The 21,163-nt window shown below is 70.6% G+C and carries 18 protein-coding genes; 15 read left to right on the top strand and 3 right to left on the bottom strand.

All coding sequences use genetic code 11. From position 1 onward, the window contains the following. Window positions 1-80: 80 nt before the first annotated feature. Window positions 81-2,330: an exo-beta-d-1,3/1,6-glucosidase gene (locus AC0NH5_RS14870; RefSeq protein ID WP_474403879.1), complete on the top strand. Its 2,250-nt coding sequence runs from the start codon at window positions 81-83 to the stop codon at window positions 2,328-2,330. Window positions 2,331-2,348: 18 nt separating this feature from the next. Here the strand turns inward: AC0NH5_RS14870 and AC0NH5_RS14865 are convergent, their stop codons facing one another. Beyond that, window positions 2,349-3,023: a winged helix-turn-helix transcriptional regulator gene (locus AC0NH5_RS14865; protein ID WP_474403877.1), complete on the bottom strand. Its 675-nt coding sequence runs from the start codon at window positions 3,021-3,023 to the stop codon at window positions 2,349-2,351. 109 nt (window positions 3,024-3,132) lie between these two features. On the opposite strand from AC0NH5_RS14865, the gene AC0NH5_RS14860 reads away from it, so the two are divergent. From AC0NH5_RS14860 to argG, 9 genes are all read left to right on the top strand, one after another. After that, window positions 3,133-3,936: a class I SAM-dependent methyltransferase gene (locus tag AC0NH5_RS14860; RefSeq protein ID WP_474403875.1), complete on the top strand. Its 804-nt coding sequence runs from the start codon at window positions 3,133-3,135 to the stop codon at window positions 3,934-3,936. Between the two features lie 82 nt (window positions 3,937-4,018). Next, on the top strand, window positions 4,019-5,020 hold the full coding sequence (gene argC / locus AC0NH5_RS14855; protein WP_474403873.1) for an N-acetyl-gamma-glutamyl-phosphate reductase: 1,002 nt from the start codon (window positions 4,019-4,021) through the stop codon (window positions 5,018-5,020). A gap of 28 nt (window positions 5,021-5,048) precedes the next feature. Next, window positions 5,049-6,224 (top strand): bifunctional glutamate N-acetyltransferase/amino-acid acetyltransferase ArgJ, encoded by a 1,176-nt coding sequence (gene argJ / locus AC0NH5_RS14850; RefSeq protein ID WP_474403872.1) that lies wholly within the window; start codon window positions 5,049-5,051, stop codon window positions 6,222-6,224. After that, the gene (argB, locus tag AC0NH5_RS14845; protein WP_474403871.1) at window positions 6,221-7,090 is read left to right on the top strand and encodes an acetylglutamate kinase; all 870 of its coding nucleotides are present in this window, start codon (window positions 6,221-6,223) and stop codon (window positions 7,088-7,090) included. Before argJ ends, argB begins: the two co-directional genes overlap by 4 nt. Continuing rightward, on the top strand, window positions 7,087-8,238 hold the full coding sequence (locus AC0NH5_RS14840) for an acetylornithine transaminase (protein WP_474403869.1): 1,152 nt from the start codon (window positions 7,087-7,089) through the stop codon (window positions 8,236-8,238). Before argB ends, AC0NH5_RS14840 begins: the two co-directional genes overlap by 4 nt. After that, on the top strand, window positions 8,235-9,167 hold the full coding sequence (argF, locus tag AC0NH5_RS14835) for an ornithine carbamoyltransferase (RefSeq protein ID WP_474403867.1): 933 nt from the start codon (window positions 8,235-8,237) through the stop codon (window positions 9,165-9,167). Before AC0NH5_RS14840 ends, argF begins: the two co-directional genes overlap by 4 nt. Further along, a complete protein-coding gene (locus AC0NH5_RS14830) occupies window positions 9,164-9,673 on the top strand; it encodes an arginine repressor (protein WP_474403865.1) in 510 nt (169 codons plus the stop codon). Before argF ends, AC0NH5_RS14830 begins: the two co-directional genes overlap by 4 nt. Further along, the gene (locus AC0NH5_RS14825) at window positions 9,670-10,554 is read left to right on the top strand and encodes a hypothetical protein (RefSeq protein WP_474403863.1); all 885 of its coding nucleotides are present in this window, start codon (window positions 9,670-9,672) and stop codon (window positions 10,552-10,554) included. Before AC0NH5_RS14830 ends, AC0NH5_RS14825 begins: the two co-directional genes overlap by 4 nt. A 6-nt stretch (window positions 10,555-10,560) precedes the next feature. After that, window positions 10,561-11,820, top strand: a complete 1,260-nt coding sequence (gene argG, locus AC0NH5_RS14820; protein ID WP_474403861.1) for an argininosuccinate synthase — start codon at window positions 10,561-10,563, stop codon at window positions 11,818-11,820. 102 nt (window positions 11,821-11,922) lie between these two features. Here argG and dapE read toward each other — a convergent pair whose 3' ends face one another. Beyond that, window positions 11,923-12,990: a succinyl-diaminopimelate desuccinylase gene (dapE, locus tag AC0NH5_RS14815; RefSeq protein WP_474403859.1), complete on the bottom strand. Its 1,068-nt coding sequence runs from the start codon at window positions 12,988-12,990 to the stop codon at window positions 11,923-11,925. Window positions 12,991-13,119: 129 nt separating this feature from the next. On the opposite strand from dapE, the gene argH reads away from it, so the two are divergent. From argH to AC0NH5_RS14790, 5 genes are all read left to right on the top strand, one after another. After that, window positions 13,120-14,556, top strand: a complete 1,437-nt coding sequence (gene argH, locus AC0NH5_RS14810; RefSeq protein ID WP_474403857.1) for an argininosuccinate lyase — start codon at window positions 13,120-13,122, stop codon at window positions 14,554-14,556. A 10-nt stretch (window positions 14,557-14,566) separates the two neighbouring features. Beyond that, window positions 14,567-16,378 (top strand): DUF4132 domain-containing protein, encoded by a 1,812-nt coding sequence (locus AC0NH5_RS14805; protein WP_474403855.1) that lies wholly within the window; start codon window positions 14,567-14,569, stop codon window positions 16,376-16,378. Window positions 16,379-16,582: 204 nt separating this feature from the next. Then, complete coding sequence (locus AC0NH5_RS14800; RefSeq protein WP_474403853.1) at window positions 16,583-17,884, top strand: extracellular solute-binding protein; 1,302 nt, start codon at window positions 16,583-16,585, stop codon at window positions 17,882-17,884. 57 nt (window positions 17,885-17,941) lie between these two features. Continuing rightward, a complete protein-coding gene (locus tag AC0NH5_RS14795) occupies window positions 17,942-18,919 on the top strand; it encodes a carbohydrate ABC transporter permease (protein WP_474403851.1) in 978 nt (325 codons plus the stop codon). Window positions 18,920-19,013: 94 nt separating this feature from the next. Continuing rightward, on the top strand, window positions 19,014-19,823 hold the full coding sequence (locus AC0NH5_RS14790) for a sugar ABC transporter permease (protein ID WP_474404430.1): 810 nt from the start codon (window positions 19,014-19,016) through the stop codon (window positions 19,821-19,823). Window positions 19,824-19,943: 120 nt separating this feature from the next. On the opposite strand, the gene AC0NH5_RS14785 is transcribed toward AC0NH5_RS14790, so the two are convergent. Beyond that, on the bottom strand, window positions 19,944-20,993 hold the full coding sequence (locus tag AC0NH5_RS14785) for a LacI family DNA-binding transcriptional regulator (RefSeq protein WP_474403849.1): 1,050 nt from the start codon (window positions 20,991-20,993) through the stop codon (window positions 19,944-19,946). Between the last annotated feature and the right edge of the window lie 170 nt (window positions 20,994-21,163).

The following is a 21,163-nucleotide window of genomic DNA, read 5'->3' as shown; positions in this document are numbered from 1 at the left end:
CGGAACCGACAGGGGGTCCCGGAACCGGTTCCGGGCTGGAAGACTTCGAGCCGTTCGTGTTCGTCAGACCGGAGGCACGCATGCCCGCAGATTTCCCATATCAGGATTCTTCGCTCCCCGTGGAGGAGCGGGTGGAGGATCTGCTGGGCCGGATGACGCTGCCCGAGAAGGTCGGGCAGATGCTTCAGCTCGACGCCCGCCTGGACCTCTCCGAGATGGTTCTGGAGAAGCTGGCCGGCTCCATCCTGCACACCTCGCCCGCCAAGCTCGTCGAGGCGGCCGAGCTGGTCGCCCGCACCAGGCTGCGGATCCCGCTGCTCACCGCCGAGGACTGCATCCACGGCCACGGCTTCTGGCCCGGCGCCACCGTCTTCCCCACCCAGCTCGCGATGGCAGCCAGCTGGGACCCCGAGCTGGTCGAGCGGGTCGCCCGGGTCACTGCCGTCGAGGCGGCATCGACCGGCATCCACTGGACCTTCTCGCCGGTGCTCTGCATCGCCCGGGACCTCCGCTGGGGCCGGGTCGACGAAACTTTCGGTGAGGATCCGTTCCTCATCAGCGAGATGGGCGCCGCGATGATCCGCGGTTACCAGGGCGGCGGCCTGACCGACCCGACCGCCATCCTGGCCACCGCCAAGCACTTCGCCGGCTACTCCGAGACGCAGGGCGGCCGGGACGCCAGCGAGGCGGACATCAGCCGCCGCAAACTGCGTTCCTGGTTCCTGCCGCCGTTCGAGCGGGCCGTGCAGGAGGGCTGCCGGGTCTTCATGCTCGGCTACCAGTCGATGGACGGCGTGCCGATCACCGCGAACAAATGGCTGCTCAACGACGTCCTCAAGGGCGAGTGGGGCTTCACCGGCACGCTGGTGACCGACTGGGACAACGTCGGGCGCATGGTCTGGGAGCAGAAGGTCTGCGCCGACTACGCGGAAGCCGCCGCGCTGGCGGTCAAGGCCGGCAACGACCTGGTGATGACCACTCCGGGCTTCTTCGAGGGGGCCCAGGAGGCGGTCCGGCGCGGTGCCCTGCGGGAGGACGAGATCGATGCGGGGGTACGACGCATCCTGCGCCTGAAGTTCGAACTCGGCCTGTTCGAGAACCCGCGCACCCCGGACCCCGAGCGGCAGCGGGCGGTGATCGGCAGCCCCGGGCACACCGCGCTGAACCTGGAGGTGGCCCGCCGCTCGCTCGTCCTGCTCCGCAACGACGGCACCCTGCCGCTGCCCGCCACCGGCGCCGGGCCGAAGCGCATCGCGGTGCTCGGTCCCAACGCCCACGACGTCTCCGCCCAACTCGGCGACTGGGCCGGCGACTCCGGGCAGGTCGACTGGATGCCGCAGGGCCACCCGCGCGAGCTGACCTCCACCGTGCTGGACGGCCTGCGGGCGGCGGTGCCGGCCGGGTGGGTGGTCACCCACGAGCAGGGCGCCGAGATCGTACGGCTGGTGCCCGACCCGGACGGTGAGACCTTCCCGGACGGCCAGCCCCGGCCGCCGATCGCCGAGCCCGTCCCCGCCGACCCGGCCGTCCTCGCCGCCGCGGTGGCTGCCGCGGAGCAGGCCGACTACGCGGTCGTCGTGGTCGGTGACACGGTCCACCTGACCGGTGAGGGCAAGTCGACCGCCACCCTGGACCTGCTCGGCGGCCAGGTGGCGCTGCTCGACGCGGTCGCCGCCACCGGCACCCCGATGATCGTCGTGCTGATCAATTCGAAGCCGCACGTCCTCCCGCCGTCGGCGCTGAACGCGTCCGCGCTCGTCCAGGCGTTCAACCCGGGCATGCGCGGTGGCCAGGCGATCGCCGAGCTGCTCCTGGGCGTCATCGAGCCGACCGGCCGGCTGCCCATCTCGGCCGCCCGGCACGCCGGCCAGCAGCCGATCTACTACAACCAGCTGCGCGGCCAGCACGGCACGCGGTACGCGGACCTGTCGCAGGACCCGCTGTTCGCGTTCGGTGAGGGGCTCAGCTACACCACGATCGTCTACGACGGGCTGACCATCGACGAGCCGGACGTGCCGGCCGACGGCGTGGTGCGCGCCAGCGTCCGCCTCTCCAACACCGGGACGCGGCCGGCGCTGGAGACCGTGCAGGTGTATGTGAGCGACCTGGTCACCAGCGTGACCTGGGCGTCGCGGGAGCTGAAGGCGTACCGGCAGGTGACCGTGGCACCGGGCGAGAGCGTGACGGTCGAGATCGAGCTGCCGGCGAGCGTGTGCACGCTCGTCGACGCGGACGGGCGCCGGGTCGTCGAGGCCGGTGACTTCGAGCTGCTGGTGGGGCCGAACTCGCGCCCCGAGGTCCTGCGGGCGGCCAAGTTCCGGATCAGCTGACACGCCAGGTCCCCCGGCCTACGGCCGGGGGACCGCCGCGAACGGTGACTGCCGGAACCAGCCCGGGAAGGCGCGCCGCAGAGCCTCCGGCCCGGTCAGCCGCAGATCGCCGGAGCGCAGCGCGGAGGCCCACGTCCGCTCCCCGCGCCACACGTCGATCAGGCTGCGCAGATCCGCCTCGACCAGCACGTCGACCTCGTGACCCGGGTCGGCGTCGCAGATGTCCGCCTCGTCCGGCGTGATCAGCAGCCACCAGTCCCGGACCCGGTGCGGCGCGTCCGGGAAACAGAACCGCAGGACCGTGCGGCGGCGCGGCACCGCGGTGTGGTCGACCCCGCGGTGCATGTCCCAGAGCAGCAGTTTGGGGTCGAGGTCGCCGTCGCCGATCTCCGGGATCCAGCGGATGCCCCAGGCGCCGAGCGCCATCACGATCGGCTCGAGTTCCTTGCCGGCCGGGGTCAGTGAGTATTCCACCTCGGCGCCGAGCTGCCGGCGTTCGAGCAGGCCGGCGGTGGTGAGCTGATGCAGGCGCCGGGAGAGCAGCGTCGGCGACATCCGAGGGAGTCCCCGGCGCAGGTCGGTGAAGCGCCGGCTGCCGATGATCAGCTCGCGGATCACCAGCATGGTCCAGCGCTCGTCCAGCAGCTCCATCGCCTTGGCGACCGGGCAGAACTGCCCGTAAGACGCGCCCATGCAGCGACCTTAGGCCCTGATCGTCGGCGCGCGGCGGTCCGATTGCGGACACCCGCGGTACAGATCCTGTACTGGAGCCGCGGTGCGCCCCTTTCCTACGTTCAGTGACATGACTGATGCCTTGAAAGACAAGCACCGTGCGATGTGGGCCTCCGGCGACTATCCGTCCGTGGTCACCGAGATCGTCGCCCCGCTCGGACCGGTACTGGTGGACGCGGCGGGAATCGGCCCCGGGCAGAACGTGCTGGACGTCGGCGCGGGGACCGGCAACGCGGCGATCCCGGCGGCGCTGACCGGGGCGACCGTCACAGCGAGTGATCTGACGCCGTCGCTTCTGGCGGTCGGGCAACGGCTGGCGGCAGCCCAGGACGCGAAGCTGGTGTGGCGGGAGGCGGACGCCGAGGCCCTGCCGTTCGCCGATGCCGAGTTCGATGCGGTGCTCTCCTGCATCGGGGTGATGTTCGCGCCGCATCACGCGGTCGCGGCCGGGGAGATGCTGCGGGTGTGCCGGCCGGGTGGCGTGCTCGGGCTGGTCAACTGGACGCCCGAGGGGTTCATCGGGCAGATGTTCGCGACCATGAAGCCTTATGCGCCACCGCCGCCGCCCGGCGTGCAGCCACCGCCCCGGTGGGGGGACCCCGCGCATCTCGCCTCGCTCTTCGGCGACGCGGTCCGCGACGTGCGGGCCGAGCGGCGGATGCTGCGGGTCGCCGGGTTCGGCGGCGGAGCGGAGCTGCGGGACTTCTTCAAGGCGCGGTACGGGCCGACCATCGCGGTCTACAGGAACATCGCCGGGGATCCGGACCGGGTCGCGGCGCTGGACGCGGAGCTGTCCGGCCTGGCCGGGCGGTTCGATCTCGGTGGCGGGGCGATGGACTGGGAGTACCTGCTCTACACCGCCCGGCGGGTGTGAGCGGTGTGACGGTGACGGTTTGTTGTTGCTCGGCGGCCATACGAGTTGATACGGTCCTTTGCATAGTCATGCGGAGGTTGCCATGGGGATTCGGGTCGCGGTTGCGGGAGCCAGTGGTTATGCGGGGGGTGAGCTGCTCCGACTGCTCGCCGGGCATCCCGAGTTCGATCTCGTCGCGGCGACGGCACACAGCCAGGCGGGTTCGGCGGTCAGTGCGGTGCACCCGCAGCTCGCCGGTCTCGACCTCACCTTCGGCACCACCGACGCCGCCTCGCTGAGCAACGCCGACCTGGTCTTCCTCGCCCTGCCGCACGGGCAGTCGGCGGCCGTGGCGGCACAGCTGCCGGCCGGCGTCCGGGTGGTCGACCTGGGCGCCGACTTCCGGCTGGAGAGTGCCGAGCAGTGGACCCGCTACTACGGTGGCGGGCACGCCGGCACCTGGACCTACGGCCTGCCCGAGCTGCCCGGGGCACGGCCGGCGATCGCGGCGTCCGAGCGGGTGGCGAACACGGGTTGTTATGCGGCCACCATCACCCTCGCCCTGGCGCCGCTGATCGCCGCCGGTGTCGCCGATCCGGAGGACGTGGTGGTGGTCGCCGGTTCCGGCACCTCGGGCGCCGGCCGCAGCGCGAAGGTGAACCTGCTGGCCAGCGAGATCATGGGCGACCTCTCGCCGTACAAGGTGGGGGCGCACCAGCACGTCGCGGAGATCAAGCAGGCGACCGGCGCCCGGACGCTGTCGATGACGCCGATCCTGGTGCCGATGCCGCGCGGCATCCTGGCCACCGTGACCGCCAAGCGACTCAACGGCGGGGATCCGCGTGAGGCGCTGCTCGCGGCCTACGCCGACGAGCCGTTCGTGCACGTCCTCCCGGAGGGCAGCTGGCCGCACACGGCCGCCACCGCCGGTTCCAACTCGTGCCACCTGCAGGCCACCGTCGACATCGACTCCGGCCGCATCATCGTGGTGAGCGCGCTCGACAACCTCGGCAAGGGCGCCGCCGGCCAGGCCGTGCAGGTCGCCAACGTCATGTTCGGCCTGCCCGAGACGGCGGGCCTGTCGGTGTTCGGGGTCGCACCGTGAGTGCCCGCACGACAGTTGGAGGAGTCCAGTGAGCGTCACCCACCCCAAGGGCTTCCGGGCCGCCGGCGTCGCCGCCGGGCTCAAGCCGAGTGGCAACCCCGATGTCGCGCTCGTCGTCAGCGACGGGCCCGACTACACCGCGGCCGGTGTCTTCACCGCCAACCGGGTCAAGGCGGCGCCGGTGCTCTGGAGCCAGCAGGTGCTCAAGGGCGGCATCGTCCGGGCCGTCGTGCTCAACTCCGGCGGCGCCAACGCCTGCACCGGCTCGCAGGGCTTCCGTGACACGCACGCCACCGCCGAGCACACCGCGGCGGTGCTGCGCACCACCGGCGCCCGGCCGATGATGGTCGGCGCGGGCGACGTGGCGGTCTGCTCGACCGGGCTGATCGGCGAGCTGCTGCCGATGGACAAGCTGCTCCCCGGGGTGCACGCCGCGGCCAAGGGGCTCACCGCCGACGGCGGGCAGAAGGCGGCCGAGGCGATCATGACCACCGACACGGTGGCGAAGAACGCGGTCGCCCGGCGGGAGGGCTGGTCGGTCGGCGGGATGGCGAAGGGCGCGGGCATGCTGGCGCCGGCGCTCGCCACCATGCTGGTGGTGCTCACCACCGACGCCTCGGCCGACAACGAGACGCTGGACGCGGCGCTGCGCGAGGCCACCCGGCTCACGTTCGACCGGATCGACGCGGACGGCTGCATGTCCACCAACGACACCGTGCTGTTGCTGGCCAGCGGCGCCTCCGACCGGCAGCCCTCGCTCGAGGAGCTGACCGCCGCGGTCACCGAGGTCTGTCACGACCTGGCCCAGCAGCTGATCTCCGACGCCGAGGGCGCCACCAAGCACGTCGCGATCGAGGTGGCCGGCGCGGCCAGCGAGGCGGACGCGGTACAGGTCGGCCGCACCGTGGCGGGCAACAACCTGGTGAAGACCGCGCTGTTCGGCAACGACCCGAACTGGGGCCGCATCCTCGCCGCGGTGGGCACCACGAGCGCCGCCTTCGAGCCGGACCGGGTGGACGTGGCGGTCAACGGGGTGTGGGTTTGCAAGGGTGGCGCGGCCGCCGAGGACCGGTCGAAGGTGGACCTGTCCGGGCGGGACGTGACGATCACGGTGCACCTGCACGAGGGCGAGATGAGCGCGACGATCTGGACCACCGATCTGTCGCACGCCTACGTGCACGAGAACTCGGCGTACTCGTCATGACGTCACCGGGGGAGAAGGCGGCGATCCTGATCGAGGCGCTGCCCTGGCTGGAGCGGTTCTCGGGCGCCACCGTCGTGGTCAAGTACGGCGGCAACGCCATGATCGACCCGGCGCTGCAGGAGGCGTTCGCGGCCGACATGGTCTTCCTGCGGCACGTCGGCATCAAGCCGGTCGTGGTGCACGGCGGCGGTCCGCAGATCAACCGGATGCTGCAGCGGCTCGGCATCTCCTCGGAGTTCCGCGGCGGCCTGCGGGTCACCACGCCGGAGACCATGGAGGTGGTCCGGATGGTGCTGACCGGGCAGGTCGGCCGGGAGCTGGTCGGCCTGATCAACCAGCACGGGCCGCACGCGGTGGGCCTGTCCGGCGAGGACGCCCGGCTGTTCACCGCGGTCCGCAGGGGCGCGCTGGTCGACGGCGAGGAGGTCGACATCGGCCAGGTCGGCGACGTGGACAAGGTGGACACCTCGGCGGTGGACGACCTGATCGCGGCCGGCCGGATCCCGGTGATCGCCACGGTGGCGCCGGACGCCGACGGCGTGCTGCACAACGTGAACGCGGACACCGCGGCGTCCGCTCTCGCGGTGGCGCTCGGCGCTCGCAAGCTGGTGGTGCTGACCGACGTGCCCGGTCTTTATCTGAACTGGCCGGACCCTGAGTCGCTGACCTCGGAGATCGACGCCGACGCGCTGGAGAAGCTGCTGCCCCGGCTCGAGTCCGGGATGGTGCCCAAGATGGAGGCCTGCCTGCGCGCGGTCCGCGGCGGCGTGCCGGCCGCGCACGTCGTCGACGGCCGGGTGGCCCATTCGACCCTGCTGGAAGTCTTCACGGAAGAAGGATTCGGAACCATGGTGGTCCCTTCATGAGCCTCGTCGAGCGCTGGCAGGCGTCCATGATGAACAACTACGGCACCCCCCAGATCGGCCTGGTCAAGGGCGAGGGCGCGGTGCTCACCGCCGAGGACGGCACCCAATACATCGACTTCCTCGGCGGCATCGCGGTCAACGCGCTGGGGCACGCCCACCCCGCTGTCGTCGCCGCGGTCACCCAGCAGATCCAGCAGCTCGGGCACGTCTCCAACCTCTACATCTCCGAGCCGCCGGTCGCCCTCGCCGACCTGCTGCTGGCGCTGGCCGGCCGGTCCGGGCGGGTGCTGTTCACCAACTCCGGCGCGGAGGCCAACGAGGCGGCGTTCAAGCTCTCCCGGCTGACCGGCCGGACCCATGTGGTGGCCACCGAGGGCGCGTTCCACGGCCGGACCATGGGTGCGCTCGCGCTGACCGGGCAGCCGGCCAAGGCGGACCCGTTCCGGCCGCTGCCGGCCGAGGTCACCCACATCGCGTACGGGGACGTGGCGGCCCTGGAAGCGGCGGTGACCGACGCGACAGCGATGGTGATCCTGGAGCCGATCCAGGGCGAGAACGGCGTGGTCGTGCCGCCCGCGGGTTACCTGGCCGCGGCCCGGGAGATCTGCACCCGGCACGGCGCCCTGCTCGCGCTCGACGAGGTGCAGACCGGCATCGGGCGGACCGGGCACTGGTTCCACCACCAGAGCGAGGGTGTCGAGCCGGACGTCGTCACGCTGGCCAAGGGTCTCGGCGGCGGGCTGCCGCTGGGCGCCTGCATCGGCTTCGGCGCGGCCGCCGACCTGTTCGGGCCGGGGTCGCACGGCACCACGTTCGGCGGCAACCCGGTGTCCTGCGCGGCCGGCCTCGCGGTGATCCGGACGATCGCCGGTGAGGGCCTGCTCGACCACGTGAAGCGGGTCGGTGAGCAGTTGCGCCGGGGCATCGAAGGGCTCGGCCACCCCCTCGTCGACCACGTGCGCGGCGCCGGCCTGCTGCTCGGCATCGTGCTCACCCAGCCGGTCTCCGCCGTTCTGGCCGCCCGGCTGCGGGATGCCGGTTTCCTGGTCAACGCGCCCGCACCGGGCGTGATCCGGCTGGCCCCACCCCTGATCATCTCCTCCGATCAGGCGGACGCCCTGATCGCTGCCCTGGACGGTATCCGGTGACCCTGCGCCACTTCCTCCGCGACGACGACCTCTCCCCGCAGGAGCAGTCGGACGTGCTCGACCTGGCCGCCGAGATGAAGGCGAACCGGTTCGGGCACACGCCGCTCGCCGGCCCGCGCTCGGTCGCCGTCTTCTTCGACAAGGCCAGCCTGCGCACCCGGCTCTCGTTCGAGGCCGGCATCGCCGAGCTGGGCGGGCAGCCGATCATCGTGGACTCGCAGAACACGCACTTCGGCCGGGGCGAGAGCCTGGCCGACGCCGGCCGGGTGGTCTCGCGGTACGTGGCCGCGATGGTCTACCGGACCCATGGCGACGAGCGGCTGGCCGAGCTGGCCACCGGCGTCGGCGTCCCGGTGATCAACGCGCTGAGCGACGGGTACCACCCCTGCCAGCTGCTGGCCGACCTGCTGACCGTGCGCGAGCGGTTCGGCGGTACGAGCGGGCGGACCCTGGCGTACGTGGGGGACGCGGCGAACAACATGGCCCACTCCTATCTGATCGCCGGTGCGACCGCGGGCATGCACGTGCGGGTGGCCGGGCCCTCCGGATTCGACCCGGCGGCGGCCGTGGTGAGCCGGGCCGCCGAGATCGCCGCGTGGACCGGTGGTTCGGTCGAGGTGCTGCGCGACCCGCGGGAGGCGGTGGACGGCGCGCACGTGGTGGCCACCGACACCTGGACCTCGATGGGTCAGGAGGACGACGGCAAGGACCGCCGCACACCGTTCTGGCCGTACCAGGTGAACAAGGAGCTGCTCGCCGCCGCGGCGCCGGACGCGATCGTGCTGCACTGCCTGCCGGCGCACCGCAACGAGGAGATCACCGACGACGTCATCGACGGCGCCCAGAGCGCCGTCTTCGACCAGGCCGAGAACCGGCTGCACGCCCAGAAGGCGCTGCTCGCCTGGCTCCTGGCGGCGAACGAGCAATGAGCGCCCCGGTCACTCGCGCCGGGCGGCACGCCCGGCTCGTCGACCTGATCCGCAGCCGCCGGATCCGGTCGCAGACCGAGCTGGCCGACATCCTCGCCCACGAGGGGGTCCAGGTCACCCAGGCCACGCTGTCGCGTGACCTGGAGGAGCTGAACGCCGTCAAGGTGAGCGGTATCTACTACATTCCCGAGGACGGGCACCGCCCGTTGCGGGAGACCACCGGCCAGGGTCCGGCCCGGCTGATCCGGCTGCTGCGGGAACTGCTCACCGGGGTGGACTCCAGCGGCAACATCGCCGTGTTGCGCACTCCGCCCGGGGCGGCGCAGTTCCTGGCCAGCGCCCTGGACCGGTCCGGCCTGGCAGACGTGGTGGGGACCATCGCCGGCGACGACACGATCTTCGTGGTGGCGCGGGACTCCGGCCCCGGCTCGGGCGCCGCGCTGGCCGACAAACTTGGCAACTGGAGCAGGTCGGAACACGACCATCGTGAGGAGAGCCGCTCATGACCTTCACACCGGCGGTGGAGTCCCGCTTCCCGGACTTCGCCGACCACACCGACACGCTCGTCGGACACGGGGTGGAGTTCTTCCTCGCCTCCAACGAGACGCTGCGGCCGCATCTCAACGAGGAGCCGTACGGGCACAAGCTCAGCTGGCTGGACTTCACCGACACCGCGGAGAAGGACTGGTCGATCCGCGAGTTCCTCAACCTGTTCAACGTGATCAACGGCATCGCGTTCGGCGACCGGGGCATCCCGATGCCGCAGTGGGTGATGGTCGACCTGATCCTGATGCCGGCCGCGGCGCTGATCGCCGGCCTGCCGCAGGACGAGTTCGCGGCCATGGTGGAGCGGTCCACCTTCCGCTTCGACACCGACGTGAAGCAGCTGCTGCGCAAGGTGCAGGCGGACATGCGGGCCAGCGGTTACCGCGGGCCGGTGCCGGTCGGCGGGTACTGCGCGGCGCCGTCGGCCGAGCCGGGCCGCTGGGTCGGCTGGTCACTGTGGTCGCTGATGCCGGCCGTGGGCCTGGGCAAGGCGGCCAAGGCGCTGGCGCTGTCCGCCTACCGCGCGCAGAAGCTGGACGGCGTCACCCAGTACGACAACAGCGCCCTCAAGGTGCACACCGAGTTCGGCGCGCTGAAGATCCTGGTGGCCACCGTCCCGTTCCACACCTCGCCGGGGTCGTTCGTCTATCAGAGCGACCTCACGCTCCCGGCCGGCGGCCGGCTGCCCGAGCCGACCTTCCTGCTCGATCCCTTCGACTACGGTCGCCAGCAGGCGATGCAGAAGGACATCGAGGCAGGTCGCTGCGAGTTCCATGTCCTGCCGCCCGGCCACGTCAAGAACGGCAAGACGTACGTGCCGATCCTCGAGACTCCACGCTGACGTTTGATGGGAATCCCTGCAATGACCAAGCGCAAGATCGTCCTCGCCTTCTCCGGTGGCCTCGACACCTCGTACGCCCTCGTCGCGTTCCGCGAGCAGGGGTGGGACGTGGTGACCGCCAACATCGACACCGGTGGCCTGCACAGCGGCGAGGGGGAGGCGGTCAAGGCACGCGCCGAGGAGCTGGGCGCTGTCGAGCACCACGTCGTGGACGCGCGCGCGGAGCTCTACGACCGGGTCATCACCTATGCGATCAAGGCGAACTACCTGCGCAACGGGGCGTACCCGTCGTGTGTGGGAGCGGAGCGGCTGATCCAGGCGGAGAAGGTCGTCGAGGTGGCGCTCCAGGTCGGCGCGGACGCGGTCGCGCACGGCTCGACCGGCGCCGGCGCCGACCACGTCCGGTACGACGCGGTGATCCGCGCCCTCGCCCCGCAGCTGGAGATCGTCACGCCGATCCGGGACGAGCGGCTCACCCGCGAGGAGGAGACCGACTTCCTGCGCGGCCGGGGCTACCAGGTGAGCGACAAGGTCAAGAAATACTCGATCAACGAGGGCCTGATCGGCACCTCGATCGGCGGCGAGGAGACCTACGGTTCCTGGGAGTACCTGCCGGAGAGCGCCTGGACCTACACGAAGTCGATCGACGCGGCGCCGGAGAAGGGCGTCGAGGTGCTGCTCACCTTCGAGCGGGGCCAGGTCGTCTCGGCCGCGTACGCGGGCGGCGACGCGATCGACGGGACCGGGCCGGGCGCGCCGAACTACGCGATCCTGCGGGCGCTCAACGTGCTCGGCGGCGAGCACGGCATCGGCCGGGGCATCCACATGGGCTCGACCATGGTCGGCAACCTGGCCCGGGTCGGCTTCGAGGCGCCCGGCATGCTGATCCTCATCGCCGCGCACCGGGAGCTGGAGAAGCTGGTGCTCTCCAACCGGCAGCAGGCGACCAAGGCGACGCTCGGGAACACGTACGGCGACCTGCTGCACGAGGCCGTGTACTTCGACCCGATCATGGACGACTTCCGGGCGTTCCTGGACTCCAGCCAGACCCGGGTCACCGGGACCGTGCGGGTACTGCTGCACAAGGGCAACATCGTGCCGCTGGGCAGCAAGAGCCCGTACAGCCTGCTGGACGCGGCCACCCGGGCGGGCGTGGTGTACGGCCACGGGTCGTCGCTGTGGACGGGTGAGCAGGCCCGCGCGTTCGCGCACATGTACGCCACTCCCGGCACCATCGCCCGCGCCGCCGCCACCCCCACCGAATGAACCATTGCGTGTGAAGTTGCGGCTCGAATCGAGCCGCAACTTCACACGCAACAAGACAGCCGCCCGAGTGTGTGAAGTTGGGGTGCGGATCGAGCCGCAACTTCACACGCGGGGTTGGAGCCAGGACTGCAGGACGCGGAGGGCCTGGCGGATCTCGGGCACCGGGACGTGCTCGCCGTCGGTGTGGGCCTGCAGCGGATCGCCGGGGCCGTAGTTGATCGCCGGGATGCCCAGGCCGGCGAACCGGGAGACGTCGGTCCAGCCGAGCTTCGCCTGCGGGGTGCGGCCGACCAGGTCGACGAACTCCTTGGCGGCGGGACGGTCCAGGCCGGGGCGGGCGCCGGGGGCGGCGTCGGTGACCTCGAGGTCGAAACCGGCGAACACCTCGCGCAGGTGGGCCTCGGCCTCGGCGACGTCCCGGTCCGGGGCGAAGCGGTGGTTGACGTGGACGGTGCAGAGGTCGGGGATCACGTTCCCGGCGATGCCGCCCTCGATCTTCACGGCGTTGAGGCCTTCGTGGTACTGCAGGCCGTCGACCACCGGCTCGCGGGGGACGTAGGCGCGCAGCACGTCGAGCACCGCCCCGGCGCTGTGGATCGCGTTGCTGCCCCGCCACGAGCGGGCGGCGTGCGCGGCGACACCGGAGACGGTGATCTTCACGCGCATGGTGCCCTGGCAGCCGCCCTCGACGGTGCCGTCGGACGGCTCGCCGAGGATCGCGAAGTCCCCGGCCAGCCACTCGGGGTGGTTGCGCACGAGACGGCCGAGACCGTTGAGGCGCGCGGCCACCTCCTCGTGGTCGTAGAAGACATAGGTGACGTCGTAACGGGGGGAGACGAGCGTGGCGGCGAGGTGCAGCATGACGGCGACGCCGGCCTTCATGTCCACGGTGCCGCGCCCGTACATGATCTCGTCGGTCACCACGACCGGCAGGTTGTCCGCGATCGGCACGGTGTCGAGGTGGCCGGCGAGCACCACCCGGGTGCCGCGGCCGAGGCCGGTGCGGGCCACCACGGCGTCACCGTCGCGGAGCACCTCGATGTGCGGGAACGCGCGCAGAGCTGCCTCGACGGCATCGGCGAGTTGTTTCTCGTCCCCGCTGACCGAGGGGATGTCACAGATGGCACGGGTCAGGTCGACGACGTCGCCGCCGAGGTCGAGGTTGCTCATGGGTCGACCTTATCGGCCACCGATCTCAGCCCGGCGGTCGCTGCACAGGCCGGAGCGGCAGCGAGGCCGCGGCACAGGCACGGAACTCCGCGTAGGTCGTACTGAAAAGAGGGAAGATAGGGTGCAACCGTGAGTGACGTTAATGACGAGCCGACCCGTCTCTGGGGTGGGCGGTTTGCCGGTGGACCCGCCGAGGCGCTGGCCAGGCTGAGCGTCAGCGTGCAGTTCGACTGGCGTCTCGCGCCGTACGACCTGCTCGCGTCGCGGGCGCACGCCCGGGTGCTGGCGAACGCGGGGCTGCTCGACGCGGACGAACTGGGCCGCATCCTGGCCGCTCTGGACGATCTCGCGTCGGCCTGCGCGGCTGGTGAGTTCCGGCCGACGATCGAGGACGAGGACGTGCACACCGCGCTCGAGCGCGGGCTGCTGGAGCGGCTCGGCGCGCTCGGCGGCAAGCTGCGTGCCGGCCGCTCCCGCAATGATCAGGTGGCCACCGATCTGCGGCTCTACCTGCGGGATCACGCGCGTGGGGTAGCGGTGGCGCTGGTCGAGCTGGCCGATGCGCTGACCGAGCAGGCCGCGCGGAACGTGGACACCCCGGCGCCCGGCATGACTCACGTGCAGCACGCGCAGCCGGTCAGTTTCGGTCACTGGCTGCTCGCCCACGTGCAGCCGCTGCTGCGCGACCTGGAGCGGCTGCGGGATTGGGACGCGCGGACCGCGATCAGCCCGCTGGGCAGTGGCGCGCTGGCCGGCTCGTCGCTGCCGCTGGACCCGGCGGCGGTCGCCAAGGAGCTGGGCTTCACCGCGCCCGCGCCGAACTCGATGGACGCGGTCGCGGACCGTGATTTCGTCGCCGAGTTCCTCTTCGTCACCGCGTTGATCGGCGTGCACCTGTCCCGCCTCGGCGAGGAGGTGGTGCTCTGGACCTCCACCGAGTTCGGCTGGGTGGAGCTGGACGACGCGTTCGCCACCGGCTCGTCGATCATGCCGCAGAAGAAGAACGCGGACATCGCGGAGCTGGCCCGGGGCAAGAGCGGGCGCCTGGTCGGCGGGCTGGTCGCGGTGCTGACCATGCTCAAGGGACTGCCGCTGACGTACGACCGGGACATGCAGGAGGACAAGGAGCCGGCCTTCGACGCGGTGGACACGCTGGAGCTCCTGTTGCCGGCGCTGGCCGGCATGATCTCCACGATGACGGTGCGGGTGGACCGGCTCGCCGCCGCCGCGCCGGTGGGCTTCTCGCTCGCCACCGAGGTCGCCGACTGGCTGGTCCGCAAGGGTGTGCCGTTCCGCGACGCGCACGAGATCACCGGCAAGCTGGTGGCGTTGTGCTCGGCCCGGGAGTGCGAGCTGGAGGACGTCACCGACGACGACCTGAAGACGATCAGCGAGCACCTGGACCCGTCGGTGCGTGCGGTGCTGTCGGTGTCGTCCGCGCTCGCGGCCCGGACCACGCCCGGGTCGACCGGGCCGGGACCGGTGCGGGACCAGCTGGCGACGGTGCAGCACAAGCTGGACAACTGGCGGCAGTGGGCGGTCGAAAAGGTCGTACCCGGGCGATAGCGTGCCCGCCATGTCGATCGATCTGCCCCAGCTGCTCACCGATCCGCCGTGGCGCCGCAAGGCCGGGGCCGTCGCACCGGTGGTGCTCGAGCTCGACGCGCTGTCCGTCGCCGTCCCGCCGGAGCTCCCGGTGCAGACGGCCGACGCGATGGCACGGATGCAGCGGGCCCGGGCGGTGGGGCTGGCCTGGCTGGCGGCGCACCCGGAGGCGGCGGCGCACGTGCTGGTGCCGCTGGCTCTGGGTCCGGCCGGTGTGGCCCGCAAGCAGGCGGAGAGTGTGCTGCTGACGCTGGTCGCGGACGGGCACGGGGCACTCGTGTCCGCCGCGGCGCAGCGTTACGGGCCGGAGGCGTCGGCGGCGATCGGGGCGCTGACGGTGACGAATCCGCTGGACGCCCTGCCCCCGACGCTGCCGGCGATGCCGCGCTGGCTGAGCCCGGCGTCGTTGCCGCCGGTGCGGTTGCGGGGGAGCGAAGCGGTGCTGCCGCCCGCGATGGCGCGCGACCTCGTGATGGTGTTCGCGCTCGGTCAGCCCGGGAAGCCCTATCCCGGGGTGGACGTCGTGCGGGCGGCGTTCGAGCCGTCCGACCTGGCCGGGTTCGCCTGGCAGATCTTCGAGGGCTGGCTGGTCGCCGGCGCTCCGAGCGCGCACTCCTGGGTGCTGGACATGCTCGGCTCGGTGGGCGACGACGACACGGTCCGGCGCCTCACCCCGATGATCATGGCTTGGCCCGGTCAGAGCGGGCACGCCCGCGCCGAGGCCGGGGTCCGGGCGCTCGCCGCGATCGGGTCCGATGTGGCCCTGCTGCATCTGAGCCGGATGGCCGAGCGCTCGAAATACCGGACGCTGAAGGCGACGGCACAGTCGACGATCACCGAGGTGGCGGCCGCGCGGGGTCTCTCCGCCGACCAGCTCGCCGACCGCCTGGTGCCCGATTTCGGGCTGTCCGGGGACGGGCGGCTGACCCTCGACTACGGACCGCGGCAGTTCACTGTGACGTTCGACGAGGAGCTGGCGCCGTGCGTGACGGACGCGGCGGGCAAGCGCCTGAAATCGCTGCCGCGGCCGGGTGCGAGCGACGACGCGGCACGGGCGACCGCGGCCCATCAGTGGTTCACGACGCTGAAGAAGGATCTGCGGCCGGTCGCCACCGACCAAATCCGCCGGCTGGAGCAGGCGATGGTGACCGGGCGCCGCTGGACGCCGGCCGAGTTCACCCGCTTCTTCGTGACGCATCCGCTGGTCGGCCATCTGGCGCGGCGCCTGCTCTGGGGGCGGTTCTCGGCGGCGGGTGACCCGGTCGGCGCGGTGCGGATCGCTGAGGACGGCACGCTCGCCGACGTGCACGACGAGACCGTCACGCTCACCGGCGACGAGCTGGTCGGGGTGGCGCATCCGGTGCACGTGGACCACCTCGACACCTGGGCGGAGTCCTTCGCCGACTACCAGATCGTGCAGCCGTTCCCGCAGCTGAGCCGGGAGACCGGCACGCTGACCTCGGCCGAGGCGGGGAGCCGGTGGCTCACCCGCGCGCAGGGGCGGACAGTGCCGGCCGGCGCCGTGCTCGGCCTGGAGAGGCGTGGCTGGCGGCGGCAGGCCCCGCAGCACGGTGGTGTGCAGCCGGGCATCTCGGTGTGCCCGGTCGACGGCGTGGAGATCACCCTCGATCTGGATCCGGGCATCGTGGTCGGCGCGCTCGACGCCTACCCGGAACAGCGGCTGGGCGTGGTGAGCCTGCACGGCCGGGCCCGGTCCTTCGGCGAGCTGGACCCTGTGGTGACCTCTGAGCTGCTGCGTGACATCGATTACCTGCTCCGCTGACGACTCTTTCTGGAAGAAGTTGCAGCAAGAATAGGGCAACGATGACCGTAAACGCTGCTCGTTTAACAAAGGAGGCCGTTTTGTCCTGAAAAGCGAGGCAGAGTGCGTCGGGCGTGTTGCAAGACGGTGCGCAAGGGGTTTCGAGGTTAGAAACTTCTTGCTAATGTCCGGCCGATACGCCAGCAGGTATTCAAGGAGCGCACCATGCGTCGCATAACCAAGGGCCTCGCCGCCCTGGCCTCCGTGACCCTCGCCTTCTCCGTCGCCGCGTGTGGTGGCGACGAGAAGGAGTCGGCCACCCCGGCGGCCGTCGACCCGGCCGCCCTCTCCGCCGAGCTCACGTGGTGGGACACCTCGGACGCCAAGAACGAGGGCCCGGCGTTCAAGGAACTGATCACCAAGTTCAACCAGGCCTATCCGAATGTCAAGATCAACTATCAGTCGGTCCCGTTCGGTGACGCGCAGAACAAGTTCAAGACGGCCGCGCAGGCCAAGACCGGTGCGCCGGACATCCTGCGCGCCGAGGTCGCCTGGGTGCCGGAGTTCGCCTCCCTCGGCCACCTCTACGCGCTTGACGGCTCGGAGCTGCTCGCCGACGAGTCCGATTACCTGACGGCCCCGCTGGCCTCGAACAAGTTCGACGGCAAGACGTACGGCGTGCCCCAGGTGACCGACAGCCTGGCACTGCTCTACAACAAGGAGCTCGTCGAGAAGGCCGGCGTCGAGGTCCCGAAGACCTGGGCCGAGCTGAAGACCGCCGCGCAGACCGTCAAGTCGAAGACCGGCGCCGACGGCCTCTACGTCAACGCCGCCGGTTACTTCACCCTGCCGTTCCTCTACGGCGAGGGCGGTGACGTCGTCGACACGGCGAGCAAGAAGATCACCGTCAACTCCGAGCAGAACGTCGCCGGTCTGAAGATCGCCAAGGACCTGATCGACAGCGGTGCCTCGGTGAAGCCGTCGGCCACCGACTCGTACGGCACGATGATGACCCTCTTCAAGGAGAAGAAGGTCGCGTTCATCATCAACGGCCCGTGGGAGGTCAACAACATCAAGTCGGCGCCCGCGTTCGGTGGCGTCGAGAACCTCGGCATCGCCCCGGTGCCGGCCGGCTCCGCGAAGGCGGCCGCCCCGATCGGCGGTCACAACTACGTGATCTGGTCCGGCGTCCCGCAGGAGAAGGCGCCCGCCGCCGTCGCGTTCGTGAAGTACCTCAACTCGGCCGAGTCGCAGGCCTTCCTCGCCGACGAGTTGGGCCTGCTGCCCACCCGTAAGTCGGCGTACGAGGTGGAGTCGGTCAAGAACAACCCGGTGGTCTCCGCGTTCAAGCCGGTGGCCGAGGCCGCCGCGAGCCGCCCGTGGATCCCGGAGGGCGGCCAGTTCTTCGGCCCGCTCGACCAGATGGCCACCGAGGTCCTGATCCAGAACAAGGACCCGAAGGCCTCGCTCGACGCGGTCGCCGAGAAGTACAAGGCCGAGGTCGTCCCGGCGTACTCCGCCTCTTGACGCACTCGCGGGCGCCGGCTCCGGCCGGCGCCCGCACCCTTGACTGGAGCGCTTGAGATGACCACTGTGACACCGACCTTGCCCAGGCTGCGGCGCAGCTGGGACAAGCACTGGTCCGCCTGGGCGATGGTCGTTCCCGTCGTCGCCGTGATGGCGGTTCTGATCTTCTATCCCCTGATCAACGGGGTCTGGCTGTCGTTCACCGATCAGAACGAGGCCAACCAGCTGACCGAGATCTGCGCCAGATCGATCACCGGCGGCGAGGCCTGCAAGGAGAACCCGAACGCCTGGTCGTTCGTCGGCCTGGACAACTACCTCAACGTGCTCACCGGCAAGGTGGGCGAGTTCTGGCTGTGGGCCGGCAACACGATGATCTGGACCGTCACCGGCGTCGCCTTCCACTACGGCCTGGGCCTCGGCCTGGCCGTGATGCTGCACCGGCAGGTCCGGTTCCGCGGCCTCTACCGGGTGCTGCTCGTGCTGCCCTGGGCGGTTCCGGCGTTCATCAGCGCCTTCGCCTGGAAGTTCCTCTTCAACGAACGACTCGGCCTGGTCAACTCGGTGCTCACCACGGTCGGGCTGGAACCGGTCGCCTGGTTCTCCGACCGGTGGTCCGCGCTGTTCGTCGCCGTCGTCACCAACATCTGGCTCGGCGTGCCGTTCATGATGGTGGCCATCCTCGGCGGCCTGCAGTCCATCCCGGACGAGCTCTACGAGTCGGCGGAGATCGACGGCGCGACGCCGTGGCAGCGCTTCCGCGCCATCACGCTGCCGGGCCTGCGGCCGGTCAGCATGACCGTCATCCTGCTCGGCACGATCTGGACGTTCAACATGTTCCCGATCATCTTCCTGGTCACCGAGGGGCAGCCGGCCGGGCAGACCGAGATCCTGGTGACCGGCGCCTTCCGGGCCGCCTTCGAGGGCATCCGGAACTACTCGCTCGCCTCGACGTACGGCGTGCTGATCCTGTCGATCCTGCTGGTCTTCTCGGTGTTCTACCGGCGCGTGCTGCGCAAACAAGGTGAGGTGTGGTGACGTGGCCCAGATGATGGTGGAGCCGGTCCCGGTCACGGCGCCGAGCCGGCCGGCGCCGCTGAACAAACCCCGGCGCGGCCACCGTTCGCGGGCCATGTCGGTGCTGCTGCACGGCACGCTGATCCTGGCGTCGCTGATCGCGATCGGCCCGATCGTGTGGGTGGTGCTCTCCTCGTTCAAGCCGGGGTACGCCGTGCAGAGCACCGAGATCGCGCTGGTCAAGGACCCGACGCTGGCGAACTACGAATACGTGCTGTTCGAGACCAGCTTCCCGGCGTGGTTCCTCAACTCGGTGATCGTCGCCGGGCTGACCATGCTGATCGGCATCTTCTGCTCGGCCACCACGGGGTACGCGCTGTCCCGGTTCAACTTCCCGGGCCGGCGCCCGCTGATGATGGTCTTCCTGGTCACCCAGATGTTCCCGGTGGCCATCCTGATCGTCCCGATCTACACGATCATGGCGAACCTGGGACTGATCAACACGTTGCCGGCGCTGGTCGTCGCGTACCTGACGATCGCCGTGCCGTTCTGCGCCTGGATGCTGAAGGGGTACTTCGACTCGATCCCGACCTCCCTGGACGAGGCGGCGTCGCTGGACGGCTGCGGCCCGTTCCGCACCTTCTACCGCGTCATCCTGCCGCTGGCCCGGCCGGCCATCGCGGTGACCGCCTTCTACACGTTCCTGACCGCGTGGGGCGAGGTGGCGTACGCGTCGGCGCTCATCCAGACCGACAACAAGTTCACCCTGGCGTACGGCCTGCAACAGTTCGTGCCGCAGTTCAATCCGCAGTGGGAATATCTCACCGCGGCCGCCGTGCTGGTCACGGTCCCGGCCGGAATTGTTTTCCTTTTTGCGCAGAAGCATCTCGTGTCCGGTCTTACCGCCGGGGGCACCAAGGGCTGACGACAAAAGAAAGCTCCGGAATCCGTCGCGGATTCCGGAGCTTTTCCCTGCCCTTTTCCCGACCGCTGAGAACGCTCTCACGAGGCCGGTCCGGAGGCCGGCCGCAAACTGAAAGAACGTTCAGGCGGCGGGTGTGGCGACCGGCACGGCAGCGCGGGCCGGAGCGATCGCGGTCGAGTTGCGGACCACCAGCTCGGGGTGGAACAGGTATTCCGAGTGCGGGGCGCCGTGCCCGTTGATCTCGTCGACCAGCGAGCGCACGGCGGCCACCGCCATGCTGGTCACCGGCTGGCGCAGCGTGGTCAGCGGCGGGTCGGTGAAGGGGATCAGCGCGGAGTCGTCGAAACCGATCACCGAGACGTCCTCCGGCACCCGCAGCCCGCGCCGCCGGGCCGCCCGGATCGCGCCCAGCGCCATCATGTCGGAGGCGCAGATGACGCCGGTGACGCCCTTGGCGAGCAGCCGTTCCGCGGCCACCTCGCCGCCCTCCACGCCGAACAGCGTCAGCGAGGTCCAGTCGGCCAGGTCGGTCTCGTCGGCGCCGAGCTCGCGGCGCATGGCGGCACGGTAACCCTCCAGCTTGCGCTGCGTGTTGATGAACCGGTTGGGACCGGAGATCAGGCCGATCCGGCGGTGCCCGAGCGCGACCAGGTGGGTGACCGCCAGGTCGCCGGCCAGCCGGTCGTCGCACGAGACGAAAGGCGCCTCGAGGCCCGCGGCATAACCGTTGACCAGCACGATCGGCAGCGGCCGGTCGAGCAGGCGCTGATAGCGGGAGCGGTCGGAGGTGGTGTCGGCCGCGAGCGACGAGATGAAGATGATCCCGGAGACCTGGCGGTCCAGCAGCATCTCGACGTACTCGTCCTCGGTGACGCCACCGGGGGACTGGGTGCAGAGCACCGGCGTGTAGCCGTGCTGCGCCAGGCTCGACTCGATGACCTGCGCGAACGCGGGGAAGATCGGGTTGTCCAGCTCGGGGACCACCAGGCCGACCAGGCCGGCGCTGCGCTTGCGCAGGCGTTCCGGCCGCTCATATCCCAGGACGTCGAGTGCGGTCAGAACCGCCTGTCTGGTTTCGGCGGAGACGCCGGGGCGGTCGTTGATGACACGCGACACCGTCGCCTCACTGACTTGGGCCTGTTTGGCGATGTCGGCCATTCGCGCACGCATGGTCTCACTCTAGTTGGTCGGTTGTATCCACGGCATGGGGCTGAAAGGTCTTCCATTGTCTGGAAGTCCTTGCTAACGTCCCGGCAACAAGGACGATACAGCCGATCTTCGATGGCGGCGCCTTTCGATGGCCCGCATTTCTGCCGCTGCCCGAGGTTCCCGGCCGGAAG

This window comes from Actinoplanes sp. 13 (assembly GCF_056134165.1).
Note: the sequence above shows the minus strand (reverse complement) of the source record. Positions and strands in the feature narration are given on the sequence as shown.

What these genes read in the sequence shown, in the direction of transcription:
- AC0NH5_RS14870 (WP_474403879.1), top strand. Translation starts at nt 81, where the DNA reads ATGCCCGCAGATTTCCCATATCAGGATTCTTCGCTCCCCGTGGAGGAG.
- AC0NH5_RS14865 (WP_474403877.1), bottom strand. Translation starts at nt 3,023, where the DNA reads ATGGGCGCGTCTTACGGGCAGTTCTGCCCGGTCGCCAAGGCGATGGAG.
- AC0NH5_RS14860 (WP_474403875.1), top strand. Translation starts at nt 3,133, where the DNA reads ATGACTGATGCCTTGAAAGACAAGCACCGTGCGATGTGGGCCTCCGGC.
- argC (WP_474403873.1), top strand. Translation starts at nt 4,019, where the DNA reads ATGGGGATTCGGGTCGCGGTTGCGGGAGCCAGTGGTTATGCGGGGGGT.
- argB (WP_474403871.1), top strand. Translation starts at nt 6,221, where the DNA reads ATGACGTCACCGGGGGAGAAGGCGGCGATCCTGATCGAGGCGCTGCCC.
- AC0NH5_RS14840 (WP_474403869.1), top strand. Translation starts at nt 7,087, where the DNA reads ATGAGCCTCGTCGAGCGCTGGCAGGCGTCCATGATGAACAACTACGGC.
- AC0NH5_RS14830 (WP_474403865.1), top strand. Translation starts at nt 9,164, where the DNA reads ATGAGCGCCCCGGTCACTCGCGCCGGGCGGCACGCCCGGCTCGTCGAC.
- AC0NH5_RS14825 (WP_474403863.1), top strand. Translation starts at nt 9,670, where the DNA reads ATGACCTTCACACCGGCGGTGGAGTCCCGCTTCCCGGACTTCGCCGAC.
- argG (WP_474403861.1), top strand. Translation starts at nt 10,561, where the DNA reads ATGGGAATCCCTGCAATGACCAAGCGCAAGATCGTCCTCGCCTTCTCC.
- dapE (WP_474403859.1), bottom strand. Translation starts at nt 12,990, where the DNA reads ATGAGCAACCTCGACCTCGGCGGCGACGTCGTCGACCTGACCCGTGCC.
- AC0NH5_RS14805 (WP_474403855.1), top strand. Translation starts at nt 14,567, where the DNA reads ATGTCGATCGATCTGCCCCAGCTGCTCACCGATCCGCCGTGGCGCCGC.
- AC0NH5_RS14800 (WP_474403853.1), top strand. Translation starts at nt 16,583, where the DNA reads ATGCGTCGCATAACCAAGGGCCTCGCCGCCCTGGCCTCCGTGACCCTC.
- AC0NH5_RS14795 (WP_474403851.1), top strand. Translation starts at nt 17,942, where the DNA reads ATGACCACTGTGACACCGACCTTGCCCAGGCTGCGGCGCAGCTGGGAC.
- AC0NH5_RS14790 (WP_474404430.1), top strand. Translation starts at nt 19,014, where the DNA reads ATGTCGGTGCTGCTGCACGGCACGCTGATCCTGGCGTCGCTGATCGCG.
- AC0NH5_RS14785 (WP_474403849.1), bottom strand. Translation starts at nt 20,993, where the DNA reads ATGCGTGCGCGAATGGCCGACATCGCCAAACAGGCCCAAGTCAGTGAG.